At 60.9% G+C, this 20,546-nt stretch carries 24 protein-coding genes; 13 read left to right on the top strand and 11 right to left on the bottom strand.

Going from position 1 to position 20,546, the window contains the following annotated elements; translation table 11 throughout:
* The first annotated feature begins 3 nt into the window (after positions 1 to 3).
* Positions 4 to 690 (top strand): ZIP family metal transporter, encoded by a 687-nt coding sequence (locus ASF00_RS13415; protein WP_055879907.1) that lies wholly within the window; start codon positions 4 to 6, stop codon positions 688 to 690.
* 243 nt (positions 691 to 933) lie between these two features.
* On the opposite strand, the gene ASF00_RS13410 is transcribed toward ASF00_RS13415, so the two are convergent.
* A complete protein-coding gene (locus ASF00_RS13410) occupies positions 934 to 1,122 on the bottom strand; it encodes a hypothetical protein (protein WP_041394287.1) in 189 nt (62 codons plus the stop codon).
* Positions 1,123 to 1,301: 179 nt separating this feature from the next.
* Here ASF00_RS13410 and ASF00_RS19070 point away from each other — a divergent pair, with 179 nt between their 5' ends.
* On the top strand, positions 1,302 to 1,517 hold the full coding sequence (locus ASF00_RS19070) for a hypothetical protein (protein ID WP_055879905.1): 216 nt from the start codon (positions 1,302 to 1,304) through the stop codon (positions 1,515 to 1,517).
* Positions 1,518 to 1,573: 56 nt separating this feature from the next.
* Here ASF00_RS19070 and arsH read toward each other — a convergent pair whose 3' ends face one another.
* Genes arsH through ASF00_RS18090 form a run of 5 tightly spaced genes read right to left on the bottom strand, consistent with a single transcriptional unit; the run spans position 1,574 to position 4,710 of the window.
* Positions 1,574 to 2,332, bottom strand: coding sequence for an arsenical resistance protein ArsH (arsH, locus tag ASF00_RS13400; protein WP_055879901.1), 759 nt, complete (start codon positions 2,330 to 2,332; stop codon positions 1,574 to 1,576).
* Entirely contained in the window at positions 2,332 to 2,655 is a 324-nt protein-coding gene (locus ASF00_RS13395; RefSeq protein WP_055879898.1) for a YnfA family protein, read from the bottom strand. The genes arsH and ASF00_RS13395 overlap by 1 nt, the downstream gene beginning before the upstream one ends.
* On the bottom strand, positions 2,652 to 3,938 hold the full coding sequence (locus ASF00_RS13390) for an arsenic transporter (protein WP_055879895.1): 1,287 nt from the start codon (positions 3,936 to 3,938) through the stop codon (positions 2,652 to 2,654). The genes ASF00_RS13395 and ASF00_RS13390 overlap by 4 nt, the downstream gene beginning before the upstream one ends.
* The gene (gene arsC / locus ASF00_RS13385; protein WP_235525809.1) at positions 3,938 to 4,366 is read right to left on the bottom strand and encodes an arsenate reductase (glutaredoxin); all 429 of its coding nucleotides are present in this window, start codon (positions 4,364 to 4,366) and stop codon (positions 3,938 to 3,940) included. The genes ASF00_RS13390 and arsC overlap by 1 nt, the downstream gene beginning before the upstream one ends.
* Before the next feature lie 11 nt (positions 4,367 to 4,377).
* Positions 4,378 to 4,710: an ArsR/SmtB family transcription factor gene (locus tag ASF00_RS18090; RefSeq protein WP_082463432.1), complete on the bottom strand. Its 333-nt coding sequence runs from the start codon at positions 4,708 to 4,710 to the stop codon at positions 4,378 to 4,380.
* 762 nt (positions 4,711 to 5,472) lie between these two features.
* Between ASF00_RS18090 and ASF00_RS13380 the strand changes: the two genes are divergently transcribed.
* Both ASF00_RS13380 and ASF00_RS18560 read left to right on the top strand, forming a co-directional pair.
* Positions 5,473 to 5,793, top strand: coding sequence for a hypothetical protein (locus ASF00_RS13380; RefSeq protein WP_055879890.1), 321 nt, complete (start codon positions 5,473 to 5,475; stop codon positions 5,791 to 5,793).
* A 262-nt stretch (positions 5,794 to 6,055) separates the two neighbouring features.
* Positions 6,056 to 6,421, top strand: coding sequence for a hypothetical protein (locus ASF00_RS18560; protein ID WP_156348351.1), 366 nt, complete (start codon positions 6,056 to 6,058; stop codon positions 6,419 to 6,421).
* Positions 6,422 to 6,921: 500 nt separating this feature from the next.
* On the opposite strand, the gene ASF00_RS13375 is transcribed toward ASF00_RS18560, so the two are convergent.
* A complete protein-coding gene (locus ASF00_RS13375; protein WP_156348350.1) occupies positions 6,922 to 7,707 on the bottom strand; it encodes a hypothetical protein in 786 nt (261 codons plus the stop codon).
* Positions 7,708 to 8,108: 401 nt separating this feature from the next.
* Positions 8,109 to 9,089: an NAD-dependent epimerase/dehydratase family protein gene (locus ASF00_RS13370; RefSeq protein ID WP_156348349.1), complete on the bottom strand. Its 981-nt coding sequence runs from the start codon at positions 9,087 to 9,089 to the stop codon at positions 8,109 to 8,111.
* A gap of 87 nt (positions 9,090 to 9,176) precedes the next feature.
* Here ASF00_RS13370 and ASF00_RS13365 point away from each other — a divergent pair, with 87 nt between their 5' ends.
* The gene (locus ASF00_RS13365) at positions 9,177 to 10,070 is read left to right on the top strand and encodes a LysR family transcriptional regulator (RefSeq protein WP_055879881.1); all 894 of its coding nucleotides are present in this window, start codon (positions 9,177 to 9,179) and stop codon (positions 10,068 to 10,070) included.
* Positions 10,071 to 10,370: 300 nt separating this feature from the next.
* A complete protein-coding gene (locus ASF00_RS18085; protein ID WP_156348348.1) occupies positions 10,371 to 11,588 on the top strand; it encodes a hypothetical protein in 1,218 nt (405 codons plus the stop codon).
* A gap of 92 nt (positions 11,589 to 11,680) precedes the next feature.
* Here ASF00_RS18085 and ASF00_RS18555 read toward each other — a convergent pair whose 3' ends face one another.
* The 3 genes from ASF00_RS18555 to ASF00_RS18725 all read right to left on the bottom strand — a co-directional run bounded on the left by ASF00_RS18555 (position 11,681) and on the right by ASF00_RS18725 (position 13,818).
* Positions 11,681 to 11,851, bottom strand: a complete 171-nt coding sequence (locus ASF00_RS18555; RefSeq protein WP_156348347.1) for a hypothetical protein — start codon at positions 11,849 to 11,851, stop codon at positions 11,681 to 11,683.
* A 1,353-nt stretch (positions 11,852 to 13,204) separates the two neighbouring features.
* Positions 13,205 to 13,633: a GlcG/HbpS family heme-binding protein gene (locus ASF00_RS13360; protein WP_055880553.1), complete on the bottom strand. Its 429-nt coding sequence runs from the start codon at positions 13,631 to 13,633 to the stop codon at positions 13,205 to 13,207.
* A gap of 26 nt (positions 13,634 to 13,659) precedes the next feature.
* On the bottom strand, positions 13,660 to 13,818 hold the full coding sequence (locus ASF00_RS18725) for a hypothetical protein (RefSeq protein WP_162233586.1): 159 nt from the start codon (positions 13,816 to 13,818) through the stop codon (positions 13,660 to 13,662).
* 65 nt (positions 13,819 to 13,883) lie between these two features.
* Here ASF00_RS18725 and ASF00_RS13355 point away from each other — a divergent pair, with 65 nt between their 5' ends.
* The 7 genes from ASF00_RS13355 (at position 13,884) to ASF00_RS13325 (ending at position 20,463) form a co-directional block, all read left to right on the top strand.
* The gene (locus ASF00_RS13355; RefSeq protein ID WP_055879880.1) at positions 13,884 to 14,774 is read left to right on the top strand and encodes a TauD/TfdA dioxygenase family protein; all 891 of its coding nucleotides are present in this window, start codon (positions 13,884 to 13,886) and stop codon (positions 14,772 to 14,774) included.
* A complete protein-coding gene (locus tag ASF00_RS13350) occupies positions 14,771 to 16,075 on the top strand; it encodes an MFS transporter (protein ID WP_082463430.1) in 1,305 nt (434 codons plus the stop codon). The genes ASF00_RS13355 and ASF00_RS13350 overlap by 4 nt, the downstream gene beginning before the upstream one ends.
* 187 nt (positions 16,076 to 16,262) lie before the next feature.
* Positions 16,263 to 16,832 carry an alpha/beta hydrolase gene (locus ASF00_RS13345; RefSeq protein WP_055879877.1) on the top strand — a complete coding sequence of 190 codons (570 nt, stop codon included), beginning with the start codon at positions 16,263 to 16,265 and terminating at the stop codon, positions 16,830 to 16,832.
* Positions 16,833 to 17,028: 196 nt separating this feature from the next.
* On the top strand, positions 17,029 to 17,919 hold the full coding sequence (locus tag ASF00_RS13340) for a fatty acid desaturase (RefSeq protein ID WP_055879874.1): 891 nt from the start codon (positions 17,029 to 17,031) through the stop codon (positions 17,917 to 17,919).
* Positions 17,916 to 18,734 carry a phosphate/phosphite/phosphonate ABC transporter substrate-binding protein gene (locus ASF00_RS13335; RefSeq protein ID WP_055879872.1) on the top strand — a complete coding sequence of 273 codons (819 nt, stop codon included), beginning with the start codon at positions 17,916 to 17,918 and terminating at the stop codon, positions 18,732 to 18,734. Before ASF00_RS13340 ends, ASF00_RS13335 begins: the two co-directional genes overlap by 4 nt.
* Positions 18,731 to 19,684: a serine O-acetyltransferase EpsC gene (epsC, locus tag ASF00_RS13330; protein ID WP_055879869.1), complete on the top strand. Its 954-nt coding sequence runs from the start codon at positions 18,731 to 18,733 to the stop codon at positions 19,682 to 19,684. The genes ASF00_RS13335 and epsC overlap by 4 nt, the downstream gene beginning before the upstream one ends.
* On the top strand, positions 19,681 to 20,463 hold the full coding sequence (locus tag ASF00_RS13325; RefSeq protein ID WP_199848889.1) for a gamma-glutamyl-gamma-aminobutyrate hydrolase family protein: 783 nt from the start codon (positions 19,681 to 19,683) through the stop codon (positions 20,461 to 20,463). Before epsC ends, ASF00_RS13325 begins: the two co-directional genes overlap by 4 nt.
* Positions 20,464 to 20,546: the final 83 nt, after the last annotated feature.

Raw genomic sequence — 20,546 nt, 5'->3', positions numbered from 1 at the left:
GCTATGCAGGCCGTTGCCTTCACTCTCATTCCCGTCGTTGCCGTACTGATCGGTTCGCTATTCGCGGTATCGAGACGGCCAAGTGATGCCTTCGTAAGCGCCATGCAGCACTTGGCGGCAGGCGTTGTGTTCGCCGCAGCGGCAGCCGAGATCCTGCCCCAGGTGATGCACGAAGGTTCACCGATCGCGACATTCACTGGCGGCGCGCTTGGCATTCTCGTGATGCTGTCGCTCAAAGCTCTTGAGGGTCGCGCCAGTGGACCGATCGCTATGCTCGGGGCAGTTGCAGTCGATATCCTGATCGACGGGCTTGTTCTCGGATTAGCGTTCGTCGCTGGCGGGAAGGCCGGCGTGTTGCTGACGATCGCGTTGACGCTGGAGGTGCTGTTTCTCGGACTGACCGTAACGACCGAGTTGGGTGAGACGATCAAGTCCAAGGCACGTATCATCGGGATTACGATGGGGATCGCGTTGTTGCTGCCGATCGGCGCGGCGATAGCGACGCCTGTTGCGACGTTTCCGCCCGTCGTCATCGCCGGGTTTCTCAGTTTCGGTCTGATGGCGCTGCTCTACCTCGTGACGGAGGAGCTATTGGTCGAGGCGCACGAGAAGCCTGACACCCCGCTTATCAGCGCGATGTTCTTCATCGGGTTTCTGGGATTGCTCCTGATTGAGGAGGTATTGGGCTGACCGCTCGACGTGGAACGTCCTGGACCGATGATGATAATGCCGAGCTTCGTCGGCGTATCGAGGCCAGGCAGACGCTGGCGGTAATCGCGCGCGAGATGGGACGAACGATGGATGCGGTTCGGGGGAGAGCCTCAACCTTGCGGGTAACTCTTCGCTCGTCGCAGCGACCGTGGCGGGACGGCGTGCCGCGCCGAGTAGACGTAGACTAGAAAATAGGGGCGGTTGCCCGCCCCTATCCATCCTTTAGCCGTGCTTCATGCCGCCCTTGGCATGATCGCAGCAGTCAGCAGCCTTGGCTTTTGCGCCATCCTTGCAGCAGTCCGCACCGTCCTTGCAGCACGCCATGTCGGCGCAGCAATTGGCGACAGCGGCGAATGCGCCAGTCGACAGGGTGAGGGCGAAGGCAGCGCTGATGAGCTTGAACTTGGTCATGATATTCTCCGAAATTTACGTGTGATGGTGTTCGACGTCACACGGTTTGCGGAGGGGGTGTGGCCGGAGCGTATGCCATGCCCAAAAGGCCGGTCTGTGGAGCCGGCCAAGGCGATAGACGGGAGGACGGAACCAGCCCGATATGCTCGACGGTTTCGCCGGCAACAGCAACGCACGGTATGGCGCAGGCCGACGCAGGGGCCTTTTTGATGGGAGCGCCTGCTGATTTGCTGGCGCAGTCCATCATCGCGGAAGCAGCCGGAGGCGCGGCCATCGCCATCGTCTCGCAGATCGGGCCAAGCCGGACCAGCAACATCACCGCCAGGACGAAAAACGCCATGGAATGCAATATCTTGGATAGTGGGCGAGCCCGGCGTTTCATCGGATGCATCTAGAAGCACCCTCAGTCATGTACAATGCCGCAGGAGCGGTTTGCCACACTAAGTTGACTTTACTCGCCTTTCCGGTACGTTGGCGAGGTTGCGATGCTCGAAAGGTCCGTGGCGCTATCGATCGGCACGCCTGCCTCCTTTCGCTCGGAATAGCGATCGACCAGTTGGGCGGTGTGCGGGCGTAGCAGGACCGTGAAGCGTACCAATTCTTCCATCACGTCCACGATCCGATCATAGTAGGCCGAAGGCTTCATTCGATCGTTTTCTTCGAACTCGGCAAACGCCTTCGCGACGCTGGATTGGTTGGGGATCGTCACCATTCGCATCCAACGGCCGAGGACGCGCAGGGTGTTCACGCTGTTGAACGACTGCGACCCGGCCGATACCTGCATGACGGCGAGCGTGCGGCCCTGCGTCGGGCGCATCCCCCCCATCGACAGCGGCAGGTGATCGACTTGCAGCTTCATGATCCCGGTAATCTGGCCGTGCCGCTCGGGGCTGCACCACACATGCCCTTCCGACCACATCGACAGTTCGCGCAGTTCGTGGACGGCCGGGTGATCGTCGCCCGTCACTTGGTCGGGTACCGGCAGGGTCGAAGGATCGAAGATCCGCGTTTCACAGCCGAAGAATTGCAGCAGGCGAGCAGCTTCTTCCACACACAGTCGCGAGAACGACCGCTCCCGCAGGGAGCCGTAGAGCAACAGGATGCGCGGAGGCGGATCACCAGCGCCCAGCCCAAGGGCAGGACGATTGAGCGAATAGCGCCGATCGAGCGCGGGCAGATTATCAGGATCGGAGATAGTGCGGAGCGGCATCAGGCAGTCCTTGGGCCAAGCAGAATGATACAGGTGCCGATCAGGCAGAGTGCCGCTCCACCAGCATCCCAGCGATCGGGCCGCACCCCTTCGACAGCCCACAGCCAGATCAATGATGCGCAGATGTAGACGCCGCCATAGGCCGCATAGGCCCGCCCCGCTGCATCGCTATCCACCCGTGTCAGCAGCCAGGCGAACAGCATAAGCGAGACCACGCCTGGAGCCAGCCACAGGGGAGATTTGCTCAGCCGCAACCATGCCCAAAAGGCGAAGCAGCCCGCGATTTCCGCGAGCGACGCGGCCAGATATACGAGTGCCGTCATACCATGCTGATCCTGATCGCGAGTGCCGTGAGTGTCACCAGCAGCACCGGGATCGTTAGTGTCGCACCAACCTTGAAGTAATAGCCCCAGCCAATCCGAATGCCCTTTTGTCCGAGGACGTGCAGCCAGAGCAGCGTCGCGAGCGAACCGATCGGCGTGATCTTCGGGCCAAGGTCGCACCCGATCACGTTGGCGTAGATCATCACTTCCTTGATCGGGCCCGTGGCGTGCGTCGCGTCGATCGACAGCGCGCCAACCAGCACGGTCGGCATGTTGTTCATCACCGATGACAGCAGCGCGGCGATGATGCCGGTGCCGAACGCCGCACCCCACACGCCGCCTTGCGCGGTGCGATCGAGCAAGCTGGCAAGGTGGTTGGTCAGGCCAGCATTCCGCAGACCGTAAACGACCAGGTACATGCCGAGCGAGAAGATCACGACCTGCCAGGGCGCACCGGCCAGCACCTTGCGCGTCTGGATGACATGGCCGCGCGCGGCGATGACGAGCAGGAGGACCGCGCCGGCAGCGGCAACGGCGCTGACCGGCACGCCGATAGGTTCGAGCAGGAAGAAGCCGGCGAGTAGCAGGGCCAGAACGACCCAGCCTGCCTTGAACGTTGCAGGATCGCGGATTGCGTCAGCAGGCGTACGAAGCTGCGCCACGTCATAGCTTGCCGGTATGTCGCGCCGGAAGAACAGCAGCAGCGCAACCAATGTCGCGGCGATCGACGCCAGATCGACGGGCACCATCACCGAAGCATAATTGGCAAAGCCGATCCGGAAGAAGTCGGCCGACACGATGTTGACGAGGTTGGAGACGATCAACGGCAGACTGGCGGTATCGGCTATGAACCCCGCCGCCATGACGAACGCCAGCGTCGCCTTGTCCTTGTATCCCAGCGCACGCAGCATCGCGATGACGATCGGCGTTAGGATCAGCGCTGCGCCGTCATTGGCGAACAGCGCCGACACAGCCGCGCCGAGCAGCACGATCAGCACGATCAGCCTGCGACCATGCCCCCGGCCCCAGCGCGCGACGTGGAGCGCCGCCCATTCGAAGAACCCGGCTTCATCGAGCAACAGGCTGACGATGATGATCGCGACGAATGTCGCGGTCGCGTTCCAGACGATACCCCACACCACCGGCACGTCGGCGAGCGAGACGACCCCGACGAGCAGCGCGATCGCCGCGCCGCCCGTCGCGCTCCACCCGATGCCAAGGCCCTTCGGTTGCCAGATGACGAGCGCGATCGTGGCGACGAAGATAGCGAGCGCGAGCAACATCAGGCGACGCGCTGGCCCGAGGCGTCCACGACCTGTTCGCCGTCCTCCTTGGCAAACGCACCCTGTTGCGGCTCAGGCAGTAGATCGAGGACCGCTTCGGACGGACGACACAGTTTCACGCCAAGCGGCGAGACGACCAGCGGCCGGTTGATCAGGACCGGATGCGCCATCATCGCGTCCACCAGCGCTTCGTCGGACAACGACGTGTCGCCCAGGCCCAACTCCGCATAAGGAGTCCCCTTCTCACGCAGCAGATCGCGGGGCGTGATCCCAGCGCGATCGATCAGTTCGACCAGCAGCGCGCGCGCAGGCGGTGTCTTCAGATATTCGACCACATGCGGCTCGATGCCGGCATTGCGGATCATCGCCAGCGTGTTGCGCGACGTGCCGCATTCGGGGTTGTGATAGATCACGATATCGACGGCCACGGGACGTCCTTTCAGCAGCATGGGGTGAGTTCGGCTAGGAGTGGCGCACATAGTTCGGGTGAGCCGGCGCAGCAGTCTTTGACGAGGAACAGGGTCAGTGCGCGCAGCCCGTCCAGATCGGCGCGGTAGACGATCGAGCGGCTATGTCGTTCGGAACGGACGATGCCGGCACGCGCGAGAATGCCAAGGTGCGCTGACATAGTGTTTTGCGGCACGTCGAGCTGACGGGCGATTTCGCCGGCCGCCATTCCATCTGGTTCGTGCCGGACCAGTAGGCGAAACACGTCGAGGCGTGTGCCTTGTGCGAGAGCGCTAAGTGCAGCAATGGCCGTATCGTTTTCCATATATCCAGCATAAAGGATATGTCAGAGTTGGCTAGTTTGAGATTTCCGAGGCCAACCTTCTAAATTTACGATCCCGTTTGAGAATCGGCTGATGGCAGCGGTGTGCAGAAAACGGCCGTTTTCCGAACACCGCATACGGGCCGGCCAGAGCCGGCTTTTGCCGCGGGCCGATGTTCATCAACCGGTTCGGAAAACAATGTGCAGGAAAGGCCTACGTACGTCAGCTATCCGTACCGAGGTGCTAGATATCTGCCCGTTGGCAATGGCCCATCGCCAATCGTCTCGCTGCTGCTGCCCAGTGACCTCAGGAACGACGGTGTTCAAGACGGGTTACCAGACACGCTCGGTTGCAAGGATAGGCGACCGCCGATCGCTATGGCCTCGTCGAATAACGGGTTCCGTCCGAAGCTGCCATTCGCAATTCGCGTCACGAACGGCTTGAGTTGGTCGAGAGCTGCCGTCAGCGGCGTGGCGGCGCGGACCCAGTTGCGGACGTTCACGCCCCTTCCCTCGCTCCCCAACTTCGGACGCTGGTTCATCTTTGCGAATGCCCGATTTTGAAGCCCGGCTAGCCGCTCGCGAATGTCGTGATGGGGAAGGGGAGCGGAACGGCAGCTTTCGGGAAGGCAGGTGGCATTAGCCGACATTGCGGGGCTCAGCTTTTCCCGAAAAGGATCGAGTTTGAGGAATTAACCGCTGCCTCGTATTGTGGTGTGTGGAACAAGAATATCGGATCAGGCTGTGCAGTCTTACCCTATCGGCATGATCTTACCGGTGCCCGGCTCGGGGCGTCTGGTTCTATTCGAAGCGTATCCGACGAGGGATGTCATTCACCGCGAAATCTGGGGGCGAGAGGTGTTCTTGTTCGACGCCGGCAACCGGCCCGTTTGGCAGATCGCACCGGAACCAGGCGCGACGGACGACATGCACCGGAAGTTCGATGCGACCCGCCCCGCGACCGACACCTTCTCCGCCATAAGCAATATCGAAGGACGATTTTATGCAAGCCGGATCGGCGGTGACACCTTTGTGATCGATATGACGACGGGCGCTGCCTCTTATAGTGGCTGGGCACGGACATAGCCCTTCGTAGCGATCAGATCGCGGGATTGTCGATCTTCGCGCGAGCGTTCCCACAACCAATCGAATTCGGGAATGTCTGGGTTGGAAAGGAAAGCAGACCGTCCGCTATTGGGAAGGCGAAGGGCGTTAGCGGACGTCCCTGACGCAGCCGCCCTTTCCCAAAAAGGATCGAATATCGGGATGGCTGGCTTTCGATCCCGAGCCTGATATGGTCCTCTGTGTCGTCGCTTATGATCAAGAGGCGTGCGAAGCTGGAAGGTAAATGCTGATCCTAATGACCGCTTTGCTCGTGGCTCAACAAGCTATGAGCGCACCCGAAGAAACGGAAATCGTGGTCATTGGACAGCGCCTATCACATTGGACAGGCAAGTACGCAATTCGCGGGAGCAAGCTACGCTGCTCGACCAAATCATCGAGCGGTGATCGGGATATAGACGCTCTTGGCTGCAAAGCATTTGATGCTTGCGCCGATCAGTTGGCATCCCAAATCACCGCGACCGATGAAAATTCGCTTCCGAAAGATACGCGTCTTGCGATGAAGGAAAGCGTCAAGCGTGATCTTTCTACCTGTGTTTCCAGTAAGCGGGTCACTCTGATAGAAGAGCTTGCTAGCCAGCGCAAAAGGTGAGGGACGCAGAGTCTAGTTATCGTCCGCATCAAATATCTTTCCAGCAATGCGGCTTAGCACCGTAATTGGGTCGCGTCCGCTGCCATATCCATACTGAGCTGCTTCCTTCTTCGAACACCGCCTTTGACCTTCAAAGATGCCGCACGGAGCCGCTGGGGTGAGCGCAGCCGTACCAGTCTGGGCTTCACCCCGCCCTCGTTCTGCACTTGGACGCTCAACTGGGAGTGGCAACCTATATCGATCTTGTCGTGCCCCGCAGACAACGATCTCGTTTGATGATGTGGAATCGCTACATCTTGCGATTACCGACATATTGCTGATTTCGCGAGACTTATCGATTTTTGCCAGATCAAATGAGGCGGCATCGGGCAGCGGCTGCGCCGTTTGCAAGGCCATGGTCAGCCACATCGACATACACTACCAAGTAACCCACACAGCGTGATCTCGCAAATGAACGGTCGGGTGGAGCGTCAGAGCTTCCCTTAGCACACCCCAATTGCCTATTTTGCATTAATCCAAGGCGGAGAAGCCGACGTTCCCGACCCGATCTCTAGTGTCCCGTCAAAAGGAAAGTCCCCGGTCATCGGTGCAATCTGCACACCTCGCGGTTTGTCACGAGGTTCGCCGATTGGGTGAGAACCACAGATTTCGAAGCAGACCCAAGCTGTACCAGCGCCTCCCATCATCATCAGAGTGACCGTACGATCCTTCGGCATGAGGCTGGCCGTGGACGGCCAACGCCCGCTTGGAACGATAATATCGGCCTTCTGGGCATGAAGACCCCCAATCAAAATAAGTACCAGACCGTTCGCCCTTACTTTGATGGCGAGGAGATTTTCCGCCATTTTCGCATTCCGGTCGGCTGAGCTGTTAGAGACGATCGGGTCGATTGCGACCACTCCAGTAATCTTCTTAGCATGATAAAGGACACGAAGACGGTCAAACATTTCGAACATGGCTACGCTCGATCGGCCGTCCTTGCCCTTCGTTTGCCACATGGGAGCTTTAGTAAACGCCGCGCGAGAGGCGGCATCACCGTTCGACTTGATGAAGTCGCTGATGCCTTGCTGATTGTCAGTCGTCTGCTCTACAGCCACTGTCAACGGACCGCGTTTCTCCGCTACGGAGCAGGTAAAATCTGTTACGGCTACCGGCATCTCAACAGTGCCATGCATCTCACCCAGCATGATCCATTTGGTGCGGGTTTGATCTACAATTTCGACTGCGCCAGGCATCGGTGCACACGGATTCACGGACGTTGCCGCTGCTAGGATAAAGCCGATCATGCTCATAGCTTCAGCGTGACAGGACCGAGCGCATGCAGCAAGGCTCGTCGCCAGCAGGTTGAGCCGCTTCCCACAAGGGAACGTCAGGCGGGAATCTCGCCGCTTCGATCGCGCTGACGGATGCCTGCGGGTTTCGCTTTCCCAAAATCTGTTCCCGATTGCTTTTTCCCAAAATGGCCAATCGGAGACGGAGAAACGGGAAAGATCGCGCTGAACGAATGGCCGTTATTGGACGCCCGGATCGTCAGCGTGAACGTCCGGGTGTGGGCGTAAGCGGAATGGCCGGCATGGGAAGGAAAGCGGACCGGGAGCTATTCGGGAGGCAGATGGCGTTAGCGGACGTTACCGGCGCGGCCGCCCTTTCCTGAAAAGGATCGAGTTTTGGGAAAGTTTTAGCATTATCAAAGCCCGCTGCCGTTGTTCATTCGAGAACTTGGAAGGCACCCTATGGCACTTAGCGTCGTTCGCACCGCGTCATCGAGAGGCGTGCGGGGCTCCGACCCGAGCGTCGCCAGCAGGCGAGCATTGTCCAGACGAACCGGGTCGCGCCACAGGTAGCGCATTTCCACGAGCTCACGCGGGGTGGCGGCGAACAGTCCTGCGATCTTCAACAGCCCCCAGGGAAGCTGCCCAACCGGCATGGTTGGATCGCCCAAAACCTGCACAATCGCGTTCGTCATCGTCGTGCCGGTCGCATCCCAGTGACCATCCATGTGGAAGGTGTCGAACGGTGCCAGCGAGGCTTCCTCGACGAGGCGGACCATCGTCTCAGCGACGTCTGGCAGATAGGCCCATTGATGACCCACTCCCCGTGCACCGGGGTTATGGATGATCGTCGGACGCGTACCGGGCTTCACCAATCCCTGACTAAACCAGTTGTTGGCGGCGCCGGGTCCGAAGAAATCGCCCGCTCGCACGATCAACGACGTTAGATCGCCGGCCTCAGCGGCATCGCGAAGGCGAAGTTCCATCTCGGCACGGATCGCGCCCTTGCGCGTCCGGGGTCGCTGCGGCGCCTGCTCGCCAATGACCGGGAATGCGTCGGGTCCGTAATTGTAGACGGTTCCAGGAAGGAGAAGTCGTGCACCGGCTGCGCTAGCCGCAGAAATGCTGTTGTCGAGCATCGGCAGGACCAGCTGGCGCCAGTTGCGATAGCCGGGTGGGTTGACCGCATGCACCATCAACTCAGTCCCTATCGCGGCCTTCGCGACCGCAGCCGCATCCAAGGCATCGCCGATGACCGGTAGTACGCCTGCAGAAAGACGCTTTGCACCGCCGTCGCGGACCATCCCGCGGACGGACCAGCCCGATTGTATCAGCCGGCGCGCTACCGCGCCTCCGATCCCACCCGTTGCGCCCAGCACTAAAGCCGTTCGTGTCATTACCGCCTCCATATTGCTGCCGGAAGATGGAGCAGAGGCGATCACCACGGAATTGACGAAAAACGGCGCATAGGTATACGATAATGAATGAACACAAGGCCGAGCTGGGATCTGTACCGGACGTTCGCCGCAGTGATGCGGACGGGCTCTATGTCGGGCGCGGCACGTCTGCTAGGACTCACCCAGCCCAGCGTCGCACGCCATGTCGAGACGCTGGAACAGGCGGTTGGCGGCACGCTCTTCCTAAGGTCGCAGCGCGGACTATCGCCTACCGATCGCGCCTTGTCCCTGCGCCCGTTCGCCGACGAACTCGTCAAGACGACGGATGCGTTGCTGCGCGCAGCTTCGGCAGCGGACGACGAGGTCGCCGGCACAGTCCGCGTGACGGCGGCCGAGGTGTTCGCGGCCGAGCATCTGCCACCGCTGCTGGCGCAACTGCGCCGCAAACATCCGGCGTTGTCGATCGAGCTGGCACCTACAGACGCAGTCACCAACTTGCTTCAGCGCGAAGCGGATATCGCGCTGCGCATGACCGATCCGACCCAGCACGCCCTTATTGCACGCCGGCTTGGCAAGGTGACGCTCGGGCTGTTCGCGCGGCAGGATTATCTGGAACGCCGAGGTAGACCGGCCGATGTGGTCAGCCTTGCCGCCCACGACCTGATCGGTATGGATACGCTATCGACTACCGGCCAGGCGATCATGGGGATGCTTCCGCGAGTGAGCCATGCCGACTTCGCCATGCGTGTCGACAGCAATCTGGTCCAGCTTGCCATGCTGCGCGCTGGCTTCGGCATCGGGATATGTCAGACCATGATCGCTGCACGGGACGATGGACTGGTCCGCGTCTTACCCGAGGCATTCAGTCTCGACCTTCCGCTTTGGCTCGTGATGCATGAGGACCTTCGGACCAGCAGCAGGTGTCGAGCGGTGTTCGATACATTGGCATCTGGCCTCTCGGACTTTGCAATTTTGGGCTGATCAATCTGCATTCCGCAATAACGACAACGCTTCTTTCGTTCCCGATTGGGATCGAATTTTGGGAATGGCCGGGATGGGAGGAAAGCGGACGGCCTGCTTTGGGGCACCCACCCCAAGAAACCGACCACTAAATGGGTATCCCAGTTGCATCAGTCTTTTGCATTGCCGGCCCCGTTGGTTTCCTACCGTCCTTGGGCTGATACGAAATCCGTGATTTTTGCATCAGAAGCTTGAAAACGCGGGAGCTCTCACTCTCGCCAAAAAAGTTGAAATCGAAAAAGGCGACCGGTAGCATTCGATATGCGCATACTTATTCCAGATCTGAGTTCACCAATGCTCATTGCGGCAATTTTTGTTGCCTCGCTTAGCTCGTGTGCAACAGACCAACCCGATGTCTCGGGGCAGCGCGTAATACTCTCACAGCCATTCGAGATCGTTCAAACAAATAGTCTGCCTTCCATGATCTCTTGGAAATTGGAGAGCCTGTCGGAAATCGATCCAGACAATCCCATTGTATCGGATGGCGACACACAGACCCTCAGCCTGTTCGGGCGTGAGGACCTAATCGCAGCATCTAGCGACGATTATAAACCCACGAACTGCTCACCATCTGCGCTGGCGACAGCGGCTGTCGATGAAGTCGTGCGTAGAGCCGGGCGGACTTCCATAGTCATTATCAACGAAAGCCACGAACGATCGCGTCACCGCTGGTTTACTGCGGAAGTAGCACGACGCCTGCGCCCACTGGGTTACGATACGTTGGGGCTGGAAACGCTATCTAATCCGCCGGCTACTGTACCGCAGCGGTATCTACCCTCGCTTCTTGGCCATCCGGACCTGCCCTATCTTTCCGATGACGACGGCCACTACTCTTCAGAGGCGGGCTACGGGCGGCTCGGGCGGCAAGCCAAGGCCATTGGCTATCGCCTGCTGCCTTATGAGGACAACACACACAACGAGCCGAGCAAAGGTGTCAGTCAGAGCGAGCAGATTGCTCTTCGAGAAGAAGCCCAGGCGAACACCCTAGCGGCATTCCTAAAGAGTCACCCGGCCGCCAAGCTGTTGATTCATGTAGGCTATTCGCATGCAACCGAAGTTCCTCGGGCCGATGGTCAGAAATGGATGGCCGCACGGCTTAAAGAAAAGACCGGTATTGATCCTCTTACTATCTCACAAACGACATGCCGGGGCGGTAGCGAAACCATGCGGCTCGCGACCTTACCTTCGGACCATCCCGCCGGAACATTCGATCTAATCATCGACCATCCAACCGAGCGGTTCACTCGCGGACGGCCGGATTGGCGTAAGGTGGCAGGCGACAGGATCATTACCATTCCCCGCAAATTGCGACCGGCAAAGGGGTGGCGTGTGATCGAGGCCCGCCCCTTGGGTGAGCCGGATACCTCGGTCCCGATTGATCGAGTAGCAATCCGGCCAGGTGAGGACATCGGCTTGCTGTTGCCGCCTGGACGCTATCATGTCCGCGCGATCGACGTGGTTTATTCCGCCCCCAAATGAGCATCAGTCGACAGATAATTTATGGTGCCCTGTTGATGCAAAACCTGTGATCTTTGCATCAACTCGATGCAGATACTGGTCGTCAGCCCGCTTTAGGCCAACGTGCCTTTAGATAGCAGCTTCCGTTTTCGACGTCCGAGAATCAAAGCAATGATCACACCCACTGCTACTCCTACGGCTGCCGGCGAAACCGCCACGCCTATCGCCTTCAGGGTAACAAGCGTCGCCAGACCTGTTATGCCAACCGCAGCAAAGCGCATCATTCTCACGTTCCTCCGACGTAGATATATCGTTCTTCTAGGCCGTTTCGAGATCATTCGTCGAGGTCGGTGAGCAACGTGGCTGACCGTATCGGGGCTGATGCAATACTTTTGATTTTTGCATCAGGAATGACCGGGGTGGGAAAGATCTCCCTGAAAATGGCTGCTTTCGGGCTGGCGAGCCGACGAGCTAAACGGCCGATACGGGAAGGAAGCAGACGTTCCGCTGTCGAGGTCTACTTTAGGAAAATCGGCACTGCATACTCTACCAACTACATCGGCTGTTTAGATCAACGAACGGTCCAGATCAGCTTTAGTGTCGGTTGAGAATGGCGATCGAGACGCCCGCGTCGATAGGCCCGCCGATGAGGAAATTGCGCTTAGTGATCTTGGGTGCCTATACGGGCTGCAAGCCGCTGCCACTGCTCGCGTGTCCTACATTCGACGCGTCCCGTCTTGCGGCGGGTAAGGCATTCACGCCGATCACGCCGATCTTTGGAAAAATCAAGTGGCGAAAGACCATCTTGACGCGATTGAAACTGATAAGAATCGCCGGCCGCCTTAAGCTGCGCAGTTGTCGGATATGGCATGGACCGGCGAACTTGTGACGACGCCGGCCAACTCGTCAACGCAACAGCAACTAACAGGACGCTGTACTTCATCAGAAATCCTCCAGACCGTTGATCACAGGCAGCTTTTACACCGTTATCAGTCTCGCCAATCCAAATCAAAAATTTGATACGGTCAACATCCAGCGTCGGCGAAACAACGAAAATGCTGAGCGATCTACTTTCCGTATTTAAAAAATCACGGGCAACGTCTCATGCCACCAGACGGACGCCCTTACGCGTGCCACACACCCAAATTTTAGGCTCCGCCCGCGTTTTAGCTCCGGAACGAATGGCCGCAATCAGGAACGTGGATGAAATTCTGGGATGGCCGAAACTGGGCGAGCACGCCCTGCCCTACGGCTTCCGGCCAGACCCAGAGTCGGTCATTCACGCGCCACTCGCAGGTTCCCGATTTCTGCCGTTCATTCAGCTACAGAGTTTGGCTCATGTTGGCTGGTTGCTGGCAGCAGACGTTCGGTTACCGGACGTGGAGAGCGGACGCTTTGAACATCTCTGGCACGATTCTCAGCTTCATCCGCCAAAGCCATTATCGCCGACGGTAGCAAACTAATCCTAAGCATTCCTGATATAGCGCTTTGGGTGGGAACGTTCGCGCTTACTGCGATAGCGGGCTGATCGATCGAACGTGGCGATCCCGTCCACGTAACCGCGAATTGCCGCTTCGTTCGCAAAGTCAGCCGGCCCAAGTGGGATGGAGGCAGTCATCACGACCAGTTTGCGGATTTCAATCCAAGGCTGACAACCCGGCGGCAGCGGCACCTGCGAGCGCACATGCTTCATCGTTATCCGAGGTGTCGCCGGTCACACCCACTGCCCCGACCAACTGGCCGTCTGAGTCGATAACGAGCACGCCCCCCGCCGCAGGCACGACGCCGTGCGGAGAGATTGGCCCGAGCGACGCGACGAACGTTGGTCGCTCCGACGCCATCTCGGCAATTTTCCGGCTTGAGATTCCGAGCGCGAGCGCCCCGCTCGCCTTGGCAATCGCGATCTGAGGTCGCAGCATCGAGGCTCCGTCTTCACGCTGCAGTGCGACGAGGTGCCCACCGGCGTCGAGCACTGTCACGCAAAGCGGCTTTAAACCCAGTTCCACCCTCCTCTCCAGCGTCGCTGTGATAATCTTGCTGGCAAGTTCAAGCGTGATGCGCACCATGCAAAGTTCCTTAGTATGGACCGGTATCATTGAGGACGGATAATCGGCGTGAGGCTGGTCGGGATCATGACCCATGTGGAAATGCCTCTACCGCCTTCAGCGATCAAAGCAGCGGCCAATTTGCGCCACTGCAGCACACAAATATGCCCCGTTTGACCGGCCCAAACAAATGCTTTGCGGTCCACGTCGGGGGTCAATCGTTAAAACGATTATGCGGCGGTTGACCCTCGTCGGCTGCTAACGTGCGATGATGGAGTACGGGATGATGGGCGATCTGCTGGAAAATCGACTTGGCCTCGACCTGGTCGAAACGGGGAAGGGCGTCGGCGCGGAGGTTCGCGGTATGGATCTTCGGACGCTCGATGACCAACAGTTCGCCGACCTGCACCAGGCCTGGCTCGACAATCTGGTCCTGCTCGTCCGGGACCAGTCGCTTTCGGACGCGGATCTGATCGCCTTCAGCCGCCGGTTCGGGGACCTCGATCTCGCGCCGATCCAGGAGACCGGCCGCCGCTTCGTCGAGGGACTGCCCGAACTCTATGTCGTCTCTAACGTGGTCGAGGGCGGCGTCCCGATCGGCAGCCTCGGCAACGGCGAAGCGGTCTGGCACACGGACATGTCCTATGTCGAAGTCCCGCCCCAGGCGAGCGCGCTTTATGCGCTGGAAGTGCCACCGACGGGCGGCAATACGAGCTTTATCGATATGTACGCCGTGTACGAGGCGCTGCCCGATGACTTGAAGGCGCGCATCGCCGGACGCCGCGTCAAGCACGACGGCACCTACAATAGCGGTGGTTTCCTGCGCCAGGGCGTCACGCCAAGCGACGATCCGCGCGAGGCGCCGGGTAGTTTGCACCCGCTGGTCTACACGCATCCGGAAACCGGTCGCCCCGCGCTGTATCTCGGCCGCCGCCGTAATGCGTATATCGATGGTCTGGATCTGGCCGAGTCCGAAGCGCTGCTCGACGAGCTTTGGGATCATGTCGACGGCGACCGGTTCGGCTGGAGCCATCACTGGCGCAAGGGCGATCTGGTGCTGTGGGACAATCGGTGCACGATGCACCGGCGTGATGCGTTCGATCCGGCCGCACGGCGCGTGATGCACAGGACGCAGATCAAGGGGACGGGCCGACCTGCATGACAGGGCATGGCCTGAACCGGTCCGACGCGGTCGCGCGTCGCGTACCGCGGTGGATGAGCATCCCGAACCGCATCCTCGCGGTGCTCTGCCTGATGTATCTGGTCCTTTACATCGACCGGGTGAACCTGGCGACGGTGGGGCCGCGGATGACCGCCGAACTGGGGATGAGCAACACCCAATTCGGCCTGGCGATCTCCGCCTTCTCCTATCCGTACGCACTCATCCAGCTCTTCGGTGGTCGGGTCATCGACCGCTTCGGGCCGCGGCGCATGTTGGTGATCTGCGGCGCCATCGTCTGCGTGGCGACGGTGCTGACGGGGCTGGTCGGCGGGATGGCGTCGCTGTTTGCGCTGCGTCTCGCGCTCGGCATCGGCGAAGGGTTCGCGTTTCCCGCTGCGACGCGCGCCATGGCGACATGGCTGCCACCGGCGCGCTGGGGCTTTGCACAAGGGATCACGCACGCCGCAGCGCGGCTTGGCAATGCGCTGACCCCGCCGCTGCTGGTCGGTTTGATGGCCCTCGTATCCTGGCGGGGGGCATTCGTGGTGCTCGGAGTCGCGAGCGCGGTCTGGGTGGTCCTGTGGCTGGTGGTCGCGCGGGAGAACCCTGAACGCCACCCCGGCATGTCCGACGAGGAACGCGCCGAACTGGCCCCGGCCGCGCAACAGGCTGCCAGCACGCCTCCCGTCCCGTGGTGGCGGCTCGCGCGACGGATCGCGCCCGTAACGGCCGTCGATTTCTGCTATGGCTGGACGTTGTGGGTGTTCCTGACCTGGCTCCCTTCGTTCTTCTTCAAAAATTATGGTCTCGACCTGAAGCACTCGGCGCTGTTCTCGGGCGGCGTGCTGTTGGGTGGCGTGATCGGCGACTGGGTCGGTGGAGCAGCCAGTGACTATATCTACCGCAAGACCGGCAGCCTGCAGGCGGCGAGGCGCAATCTGATCATTGTCGGGATGGTCGGCGCTTTCGTGTTTCTCGTGCCCGTGGTCCTCACCCATGATCTGACGACGGTAGCCATATGCCTGTCGCTCGCCTTCTTCTTCTCCGAGCTCGTGGTGGCGCCGATCTGGGCCGTCCCGATGGATATCGCGCCGCAATATGCCGGCACCGCCAGCGGCATGATGAACTTCGGCTTCGGCATTGCCGGTATCCTCTCTCCGCTGGTGTTCGGCGCGGCGGTAGACCTGACTGGCAGCTGGTCGATCCCGTTCTGCGCCTCGCTGGCGCTACTCTTGGTCGGCGCCGGTCTGTCGTTCTTCATGCACCCCGAAAAGCCTTTTCACGCTGAAGGACCTCACTGAGCCCGAAGGTGGACAGCGCCGCTTTGCATGATTTGGTGGCCAGGACAGTCATATCGCAGCGTAATCCAGCGGTCCTGAGATCGGTCGAGGCCCAAGATAGAACGGTCTGGCGCGTATCTGAGCAGCTACGTTGCGCCACTGACCGGATGAAGGCAGCATCAACCGCTCACGCAAAGGGAGACCGATTGTGTCTGTTGCTATCCTGGATAGCCGTCGGCTGACGCTCATCGCACTCGTCCCCGACAAGGCCGTCTCTATATTCGGGCGGATCCGGGAGTTTCCGCGGTTTGGCGATGCGCAGCATATCGCTGTTCACAGTCGTACCGCTGCTGAGCGAACGGCGCTGGCCGCGCGGATTGATGCCGCCGTATCGGCGTCCGATCGTGCCGTCATGCTCCTGGCACAGGGTAGTGCCTGTGCGGCCGCCGCATGGTGGGCCCGACTGTCGCCTAGAACCTATACCGCGAACGTTGCCGGCGCCCTGTTGGTCGCCCCCGAAGGCGCGGGCTCGCATCACGGTCATTTTGCGGCACCGAAAATCGGGTTGCCCTTCCCGTCGATCGTCGTAGGTGCCGATGACGAAGCGCAGCGTTTGGGCGTGGAATGGGGCAGTCGCCTCATCGATGGCCCGCTACTGAATGCGGCGATGGCGCCGACCAGCCGCCTACGCGCCATCATCGATCGCTTCACTTCCGCCGTCGTCAATCGCGACGTCGTTGCCGCGCATCGTATCATCCAGGCAATCGGTGACGCCTAGCTGCACGGCGGCCGTTAAGTGAGACCGGCCTAAAATCGGGCAATGTGAGCACGCTGTGGGAAATCTCCATACTTCACGGTTGGGGCGGCTCGCGTCCGTAACTTCATGACGAAGCAAACCTATTCCAGCGGCGCACCTTTGCTTGCTTTCAATTCCCATCGATCCAGGGGATGTTGCCAGAGCAAAGGAGCTGGATATGCGAGATTTCGTCGCAAGGATGACCGTCATCGAGTGGCCCACGCTCACGGTCGCGATCCTGATCTACACCGGCTGGATCGCGCTTACCGCGTTTCACGCGCAGGTTCCGCTACCCGTGCTGGTCGTCCTCGGCGGATGGCTGATCGCCTGGCAGGGATCGCTGCAACACGAGACGATCCACGGCCATCCGACCGCGATCGGCTGGATCGACGGCGCGATCGGCTTTGCGCCCCTGTCGCTCTGGCTGCCGTACCGGCTGTATCGCCGAAGCCATCTCGCGCATCATGGCGCCAAAGTGATCACCGATCCCCGACACGATCCCGAATCGCGTTACCGTCTATCGCGGCACGGCGCCCTCGCCGCTTCACTGCAGTCGACCCTGGTCGGCCAGGTGATCTTCGGCCCGGCCTTGTCGATCGGCCGATTCCTGATCGGCGAGGCGCGACGTGCCGTACGCAGCCCTGCCGCCGTCGCACAAGACTGGACACCGCATTTGATCGGCGTAGCCGCGGTTTTGTGGTGGCTGGATCATGTCGGAATGAACCTTGCCACTTATCTGATCGCATTCGTCTATCCAGGCACCGCGCTGACGATGTTACGGTCGTACGCGGAGCATCGCGCCGACTTGGCGAGCCCTGGACGGGCTGCCATCGTCGAGCGCGGGGGCCTGCTCGCAGTGCTGTTTCTAAATAACAATCTTCATGCCGCCCACCACGAACGTCCGCGGCTGGCCTGGTATCGCCTGCCGTCCTATCACAACAGCCACCGTGAACGGTTCGTCGAACAGGGAGCGCCCATCTATCGCGGCTATGGTGAGATCATCCGGCGGTTCGCGTTTCGATCGCATGACGACATGCTTCATCCCGATCACCGGGCACAGTCAGCATGACGCGACTAGTCGCTTCGCTCGGGATGTACGATCACCCGGCACAACAGGGCGCGAACGACCGAATCTGGTCCGCAATCGTCCGTATCCTGCGCACATGCGGGGTAGAAGAGGTGCCCGATGTCCTCGACCGGGCGCGCCACGTTCATGACCTCTGGCGGGACCCGAACCTGCTGTTCGGGCAGGCGTGCGGCTATCCGCTGATCGCCGACGATAGCCTTGCTCTGCAAGTCATCGCCTTGCCGATCTACGCTATGTCGGGGTCGACGAGTGGCGACGCGATGCATGCCAGCGTGCTGGTGGCGCGCGCGAACGATGGGCGGAGATCGCTGGTCGATTACCGCGACACCCGCGCCGCGATCAACGATCCGCAGTCGAACACCGGCATGAACCTGTTCCGCGCGACGCTGGCGCCGATCGCCGAGATGAATGTCTTCTTCGCCGGCGTGGTGCAGACCGGATCCCACCGCGCCAGTGTCGCGGCGATCGCTGCCGGGGACGCGGATATCGCCGCGATCGACGCCGTCACCTATGCCACGCTGGTGCGGCGCGAGCCCGATCTGACCGCCCCGTTCAAGATCGTCGCGCGCAGCCCCGCCTCGCCGACGCTGCCATTCGTGACGTCCGCGGCCACGAGCATCGAGACGATTGCAGCGCTTCGGCGGGCCTTGCAGCAGGTCATGACGGATTCTCGTCTCGCGGACGATCGCGCCATGCTCGGGCTAACGGGTATCGTCACGGCAAACGCCGACGCGCTGGACCCGATCCGCGCGCTGGAGCAGACCGCGATCCGCTTCGGCTATCCGGACCTGCGATGACCGCTGCGCCGCATCACCAAGTGCCCGATCTCGATGACGCCATCGCGGACCTGCGCGCCGCACGCGCCGCTTGGCGACGCGAAGATGGTGGACGACACAGCGTCGCTCATTTCCCGTCGCGCATCGAGGTCGAGCGCGCGATCGGCGATCTCGTCGTCGCGCTGTTTCCCGGGCGACTTGGCGGCTATGCCGGGGATAGCGCGGGGGAAGACAGGTTCGTCGCCGCAGCGTTGCGCCGCGCTTTAACGATCTTGCAGCGACAGGTCGAAAGCGAATTCGCCTATTGGCAGGAGGAGTCAGCGCAAGCGTTCGATCCCGGCCAGTCGGCGATGATCGTCCGCCTCTTCGTCGGTGAACTCGGCGCGATCCGAGAATTGGTCGACGCCGATGTCCGGGCCGCGTTTCTCGGCGATCCGGCGGCACGCAGCGCAGATGAAATCCTGATCTGCTATCCCGGTATTGTCGCGATGCTCCATCACCGCATCGCGCATGCGCTTTACAATCTGGGAGCGCCGATCGTTGCGCGAATCGTGTCCGAACTCGCCAACACGCGTACCGGCATCGACATCCATCCCGGCGCCACGATCGGGCGGGGTGTCTTCATCGACCACGGCACCGGCGTGGTGATCGGCGAGACCGCGATCGTAGGCGACCGGGTCCAGATCTACCAGCATGTGACACTCGGCGCGCGCAGCCCGCTCGGCGTGACGGACATGTCCGTGCGCGAGCGATTGGCCCGCCATCCGATCGTTGAGGACGACGTCGTGATCTATGCGGGCGCAACGATTTTGGGGCGCGTGACGATCGGACGCGGCGCGACGATTGGTGGCAATGTCTGGCTGCTGGAGGATGTACCGCCCGACAGCGTCGTGGCGCAGCCGACCGCGGTGAACCTCAAGGGCGACGCCGCCACTCAGTTGCACGAGACCTTGCGTGGGCGCTCGGCATGACGCGCTTCTTTCCCTCGTGTCGTGATTCCGGCCGTCACGATGCGGAACCCGAGCGCCCGGTGATCGGCGTGGTATGCTGCAACGAGGTCGCCGATCGTCCGATCCAGACGGTCGCCACCCGCTTCATCGATCCGCTCGTGCAATATGCAAACGCGACGGTGCTGCTGGTGCCCGCAGTCGCGGATGCGCTGGACTCCCGGTCGCTGGCGACGCGGCTCGATGGCCTGTTGCTCACTGGATCCCGGTCGAATGTGGCGGGCGATCGCTATGGCGGGATCGACGCAGAGGATAATGCGCTCGATCTTGACCGCGATACCGTCGCGTTCGATCTTGCCGCGCGGATGATCGAGGCGGGCCGACCGGTCTTCGGCATCTGTCGCGGACTGCAGGAACTGAACGTTCTGTTCGGCGGCACGCTGACCGATACCGAAGCGGGGCACCACCGTGAGACCGGCGACGCGACGGCGTATGAAACGCTGTTCGATCATGTCCACGATGTCGCCTTGCAGACCGGCGGCCTGCTCGAAACGGCGATGGCGCGGTCGAGCGTCACGGTGACGTCGGTGCATCGCCAGGGCGTCGACCGACTTGGTGGGGGGCTCCGCGTGGAGGCGGTTGCGACCGACGACGGCCTGATCGAGGCCTTCTCCGCGCGGCCCTGCGGCGGTGACGTCGTCGCCGTTCAATGGCATCCCGAATGGGATGTCGCGGTCAGCGACGCCAGTCGCGCATTCTTTTCCCTGATCGGCCGATCGCTTCGAATTTCGACGAATTCGTAACCCAGCAGTTACATTGCGGGCGATCAAATCGTCGAAGACTACAGACCAAAGAAGCTGTTCGGACCTCTCCCACCTCCTGTATC

This window comes from Sphingomonas sp. Leaf34, assembly GCF_001421805.1.
Classification (GTDB): Bacteria; Pseudomonadota; Alphaproteobacteria; order Sphingomonadales; family Sphingomonadaceae; genus Sphingomonas.
The sequence above is the reverse complement of the archived record's forward strand: the minus strand, read 5'-3'. Positions and strand labels throughout refer to the sequence as shown.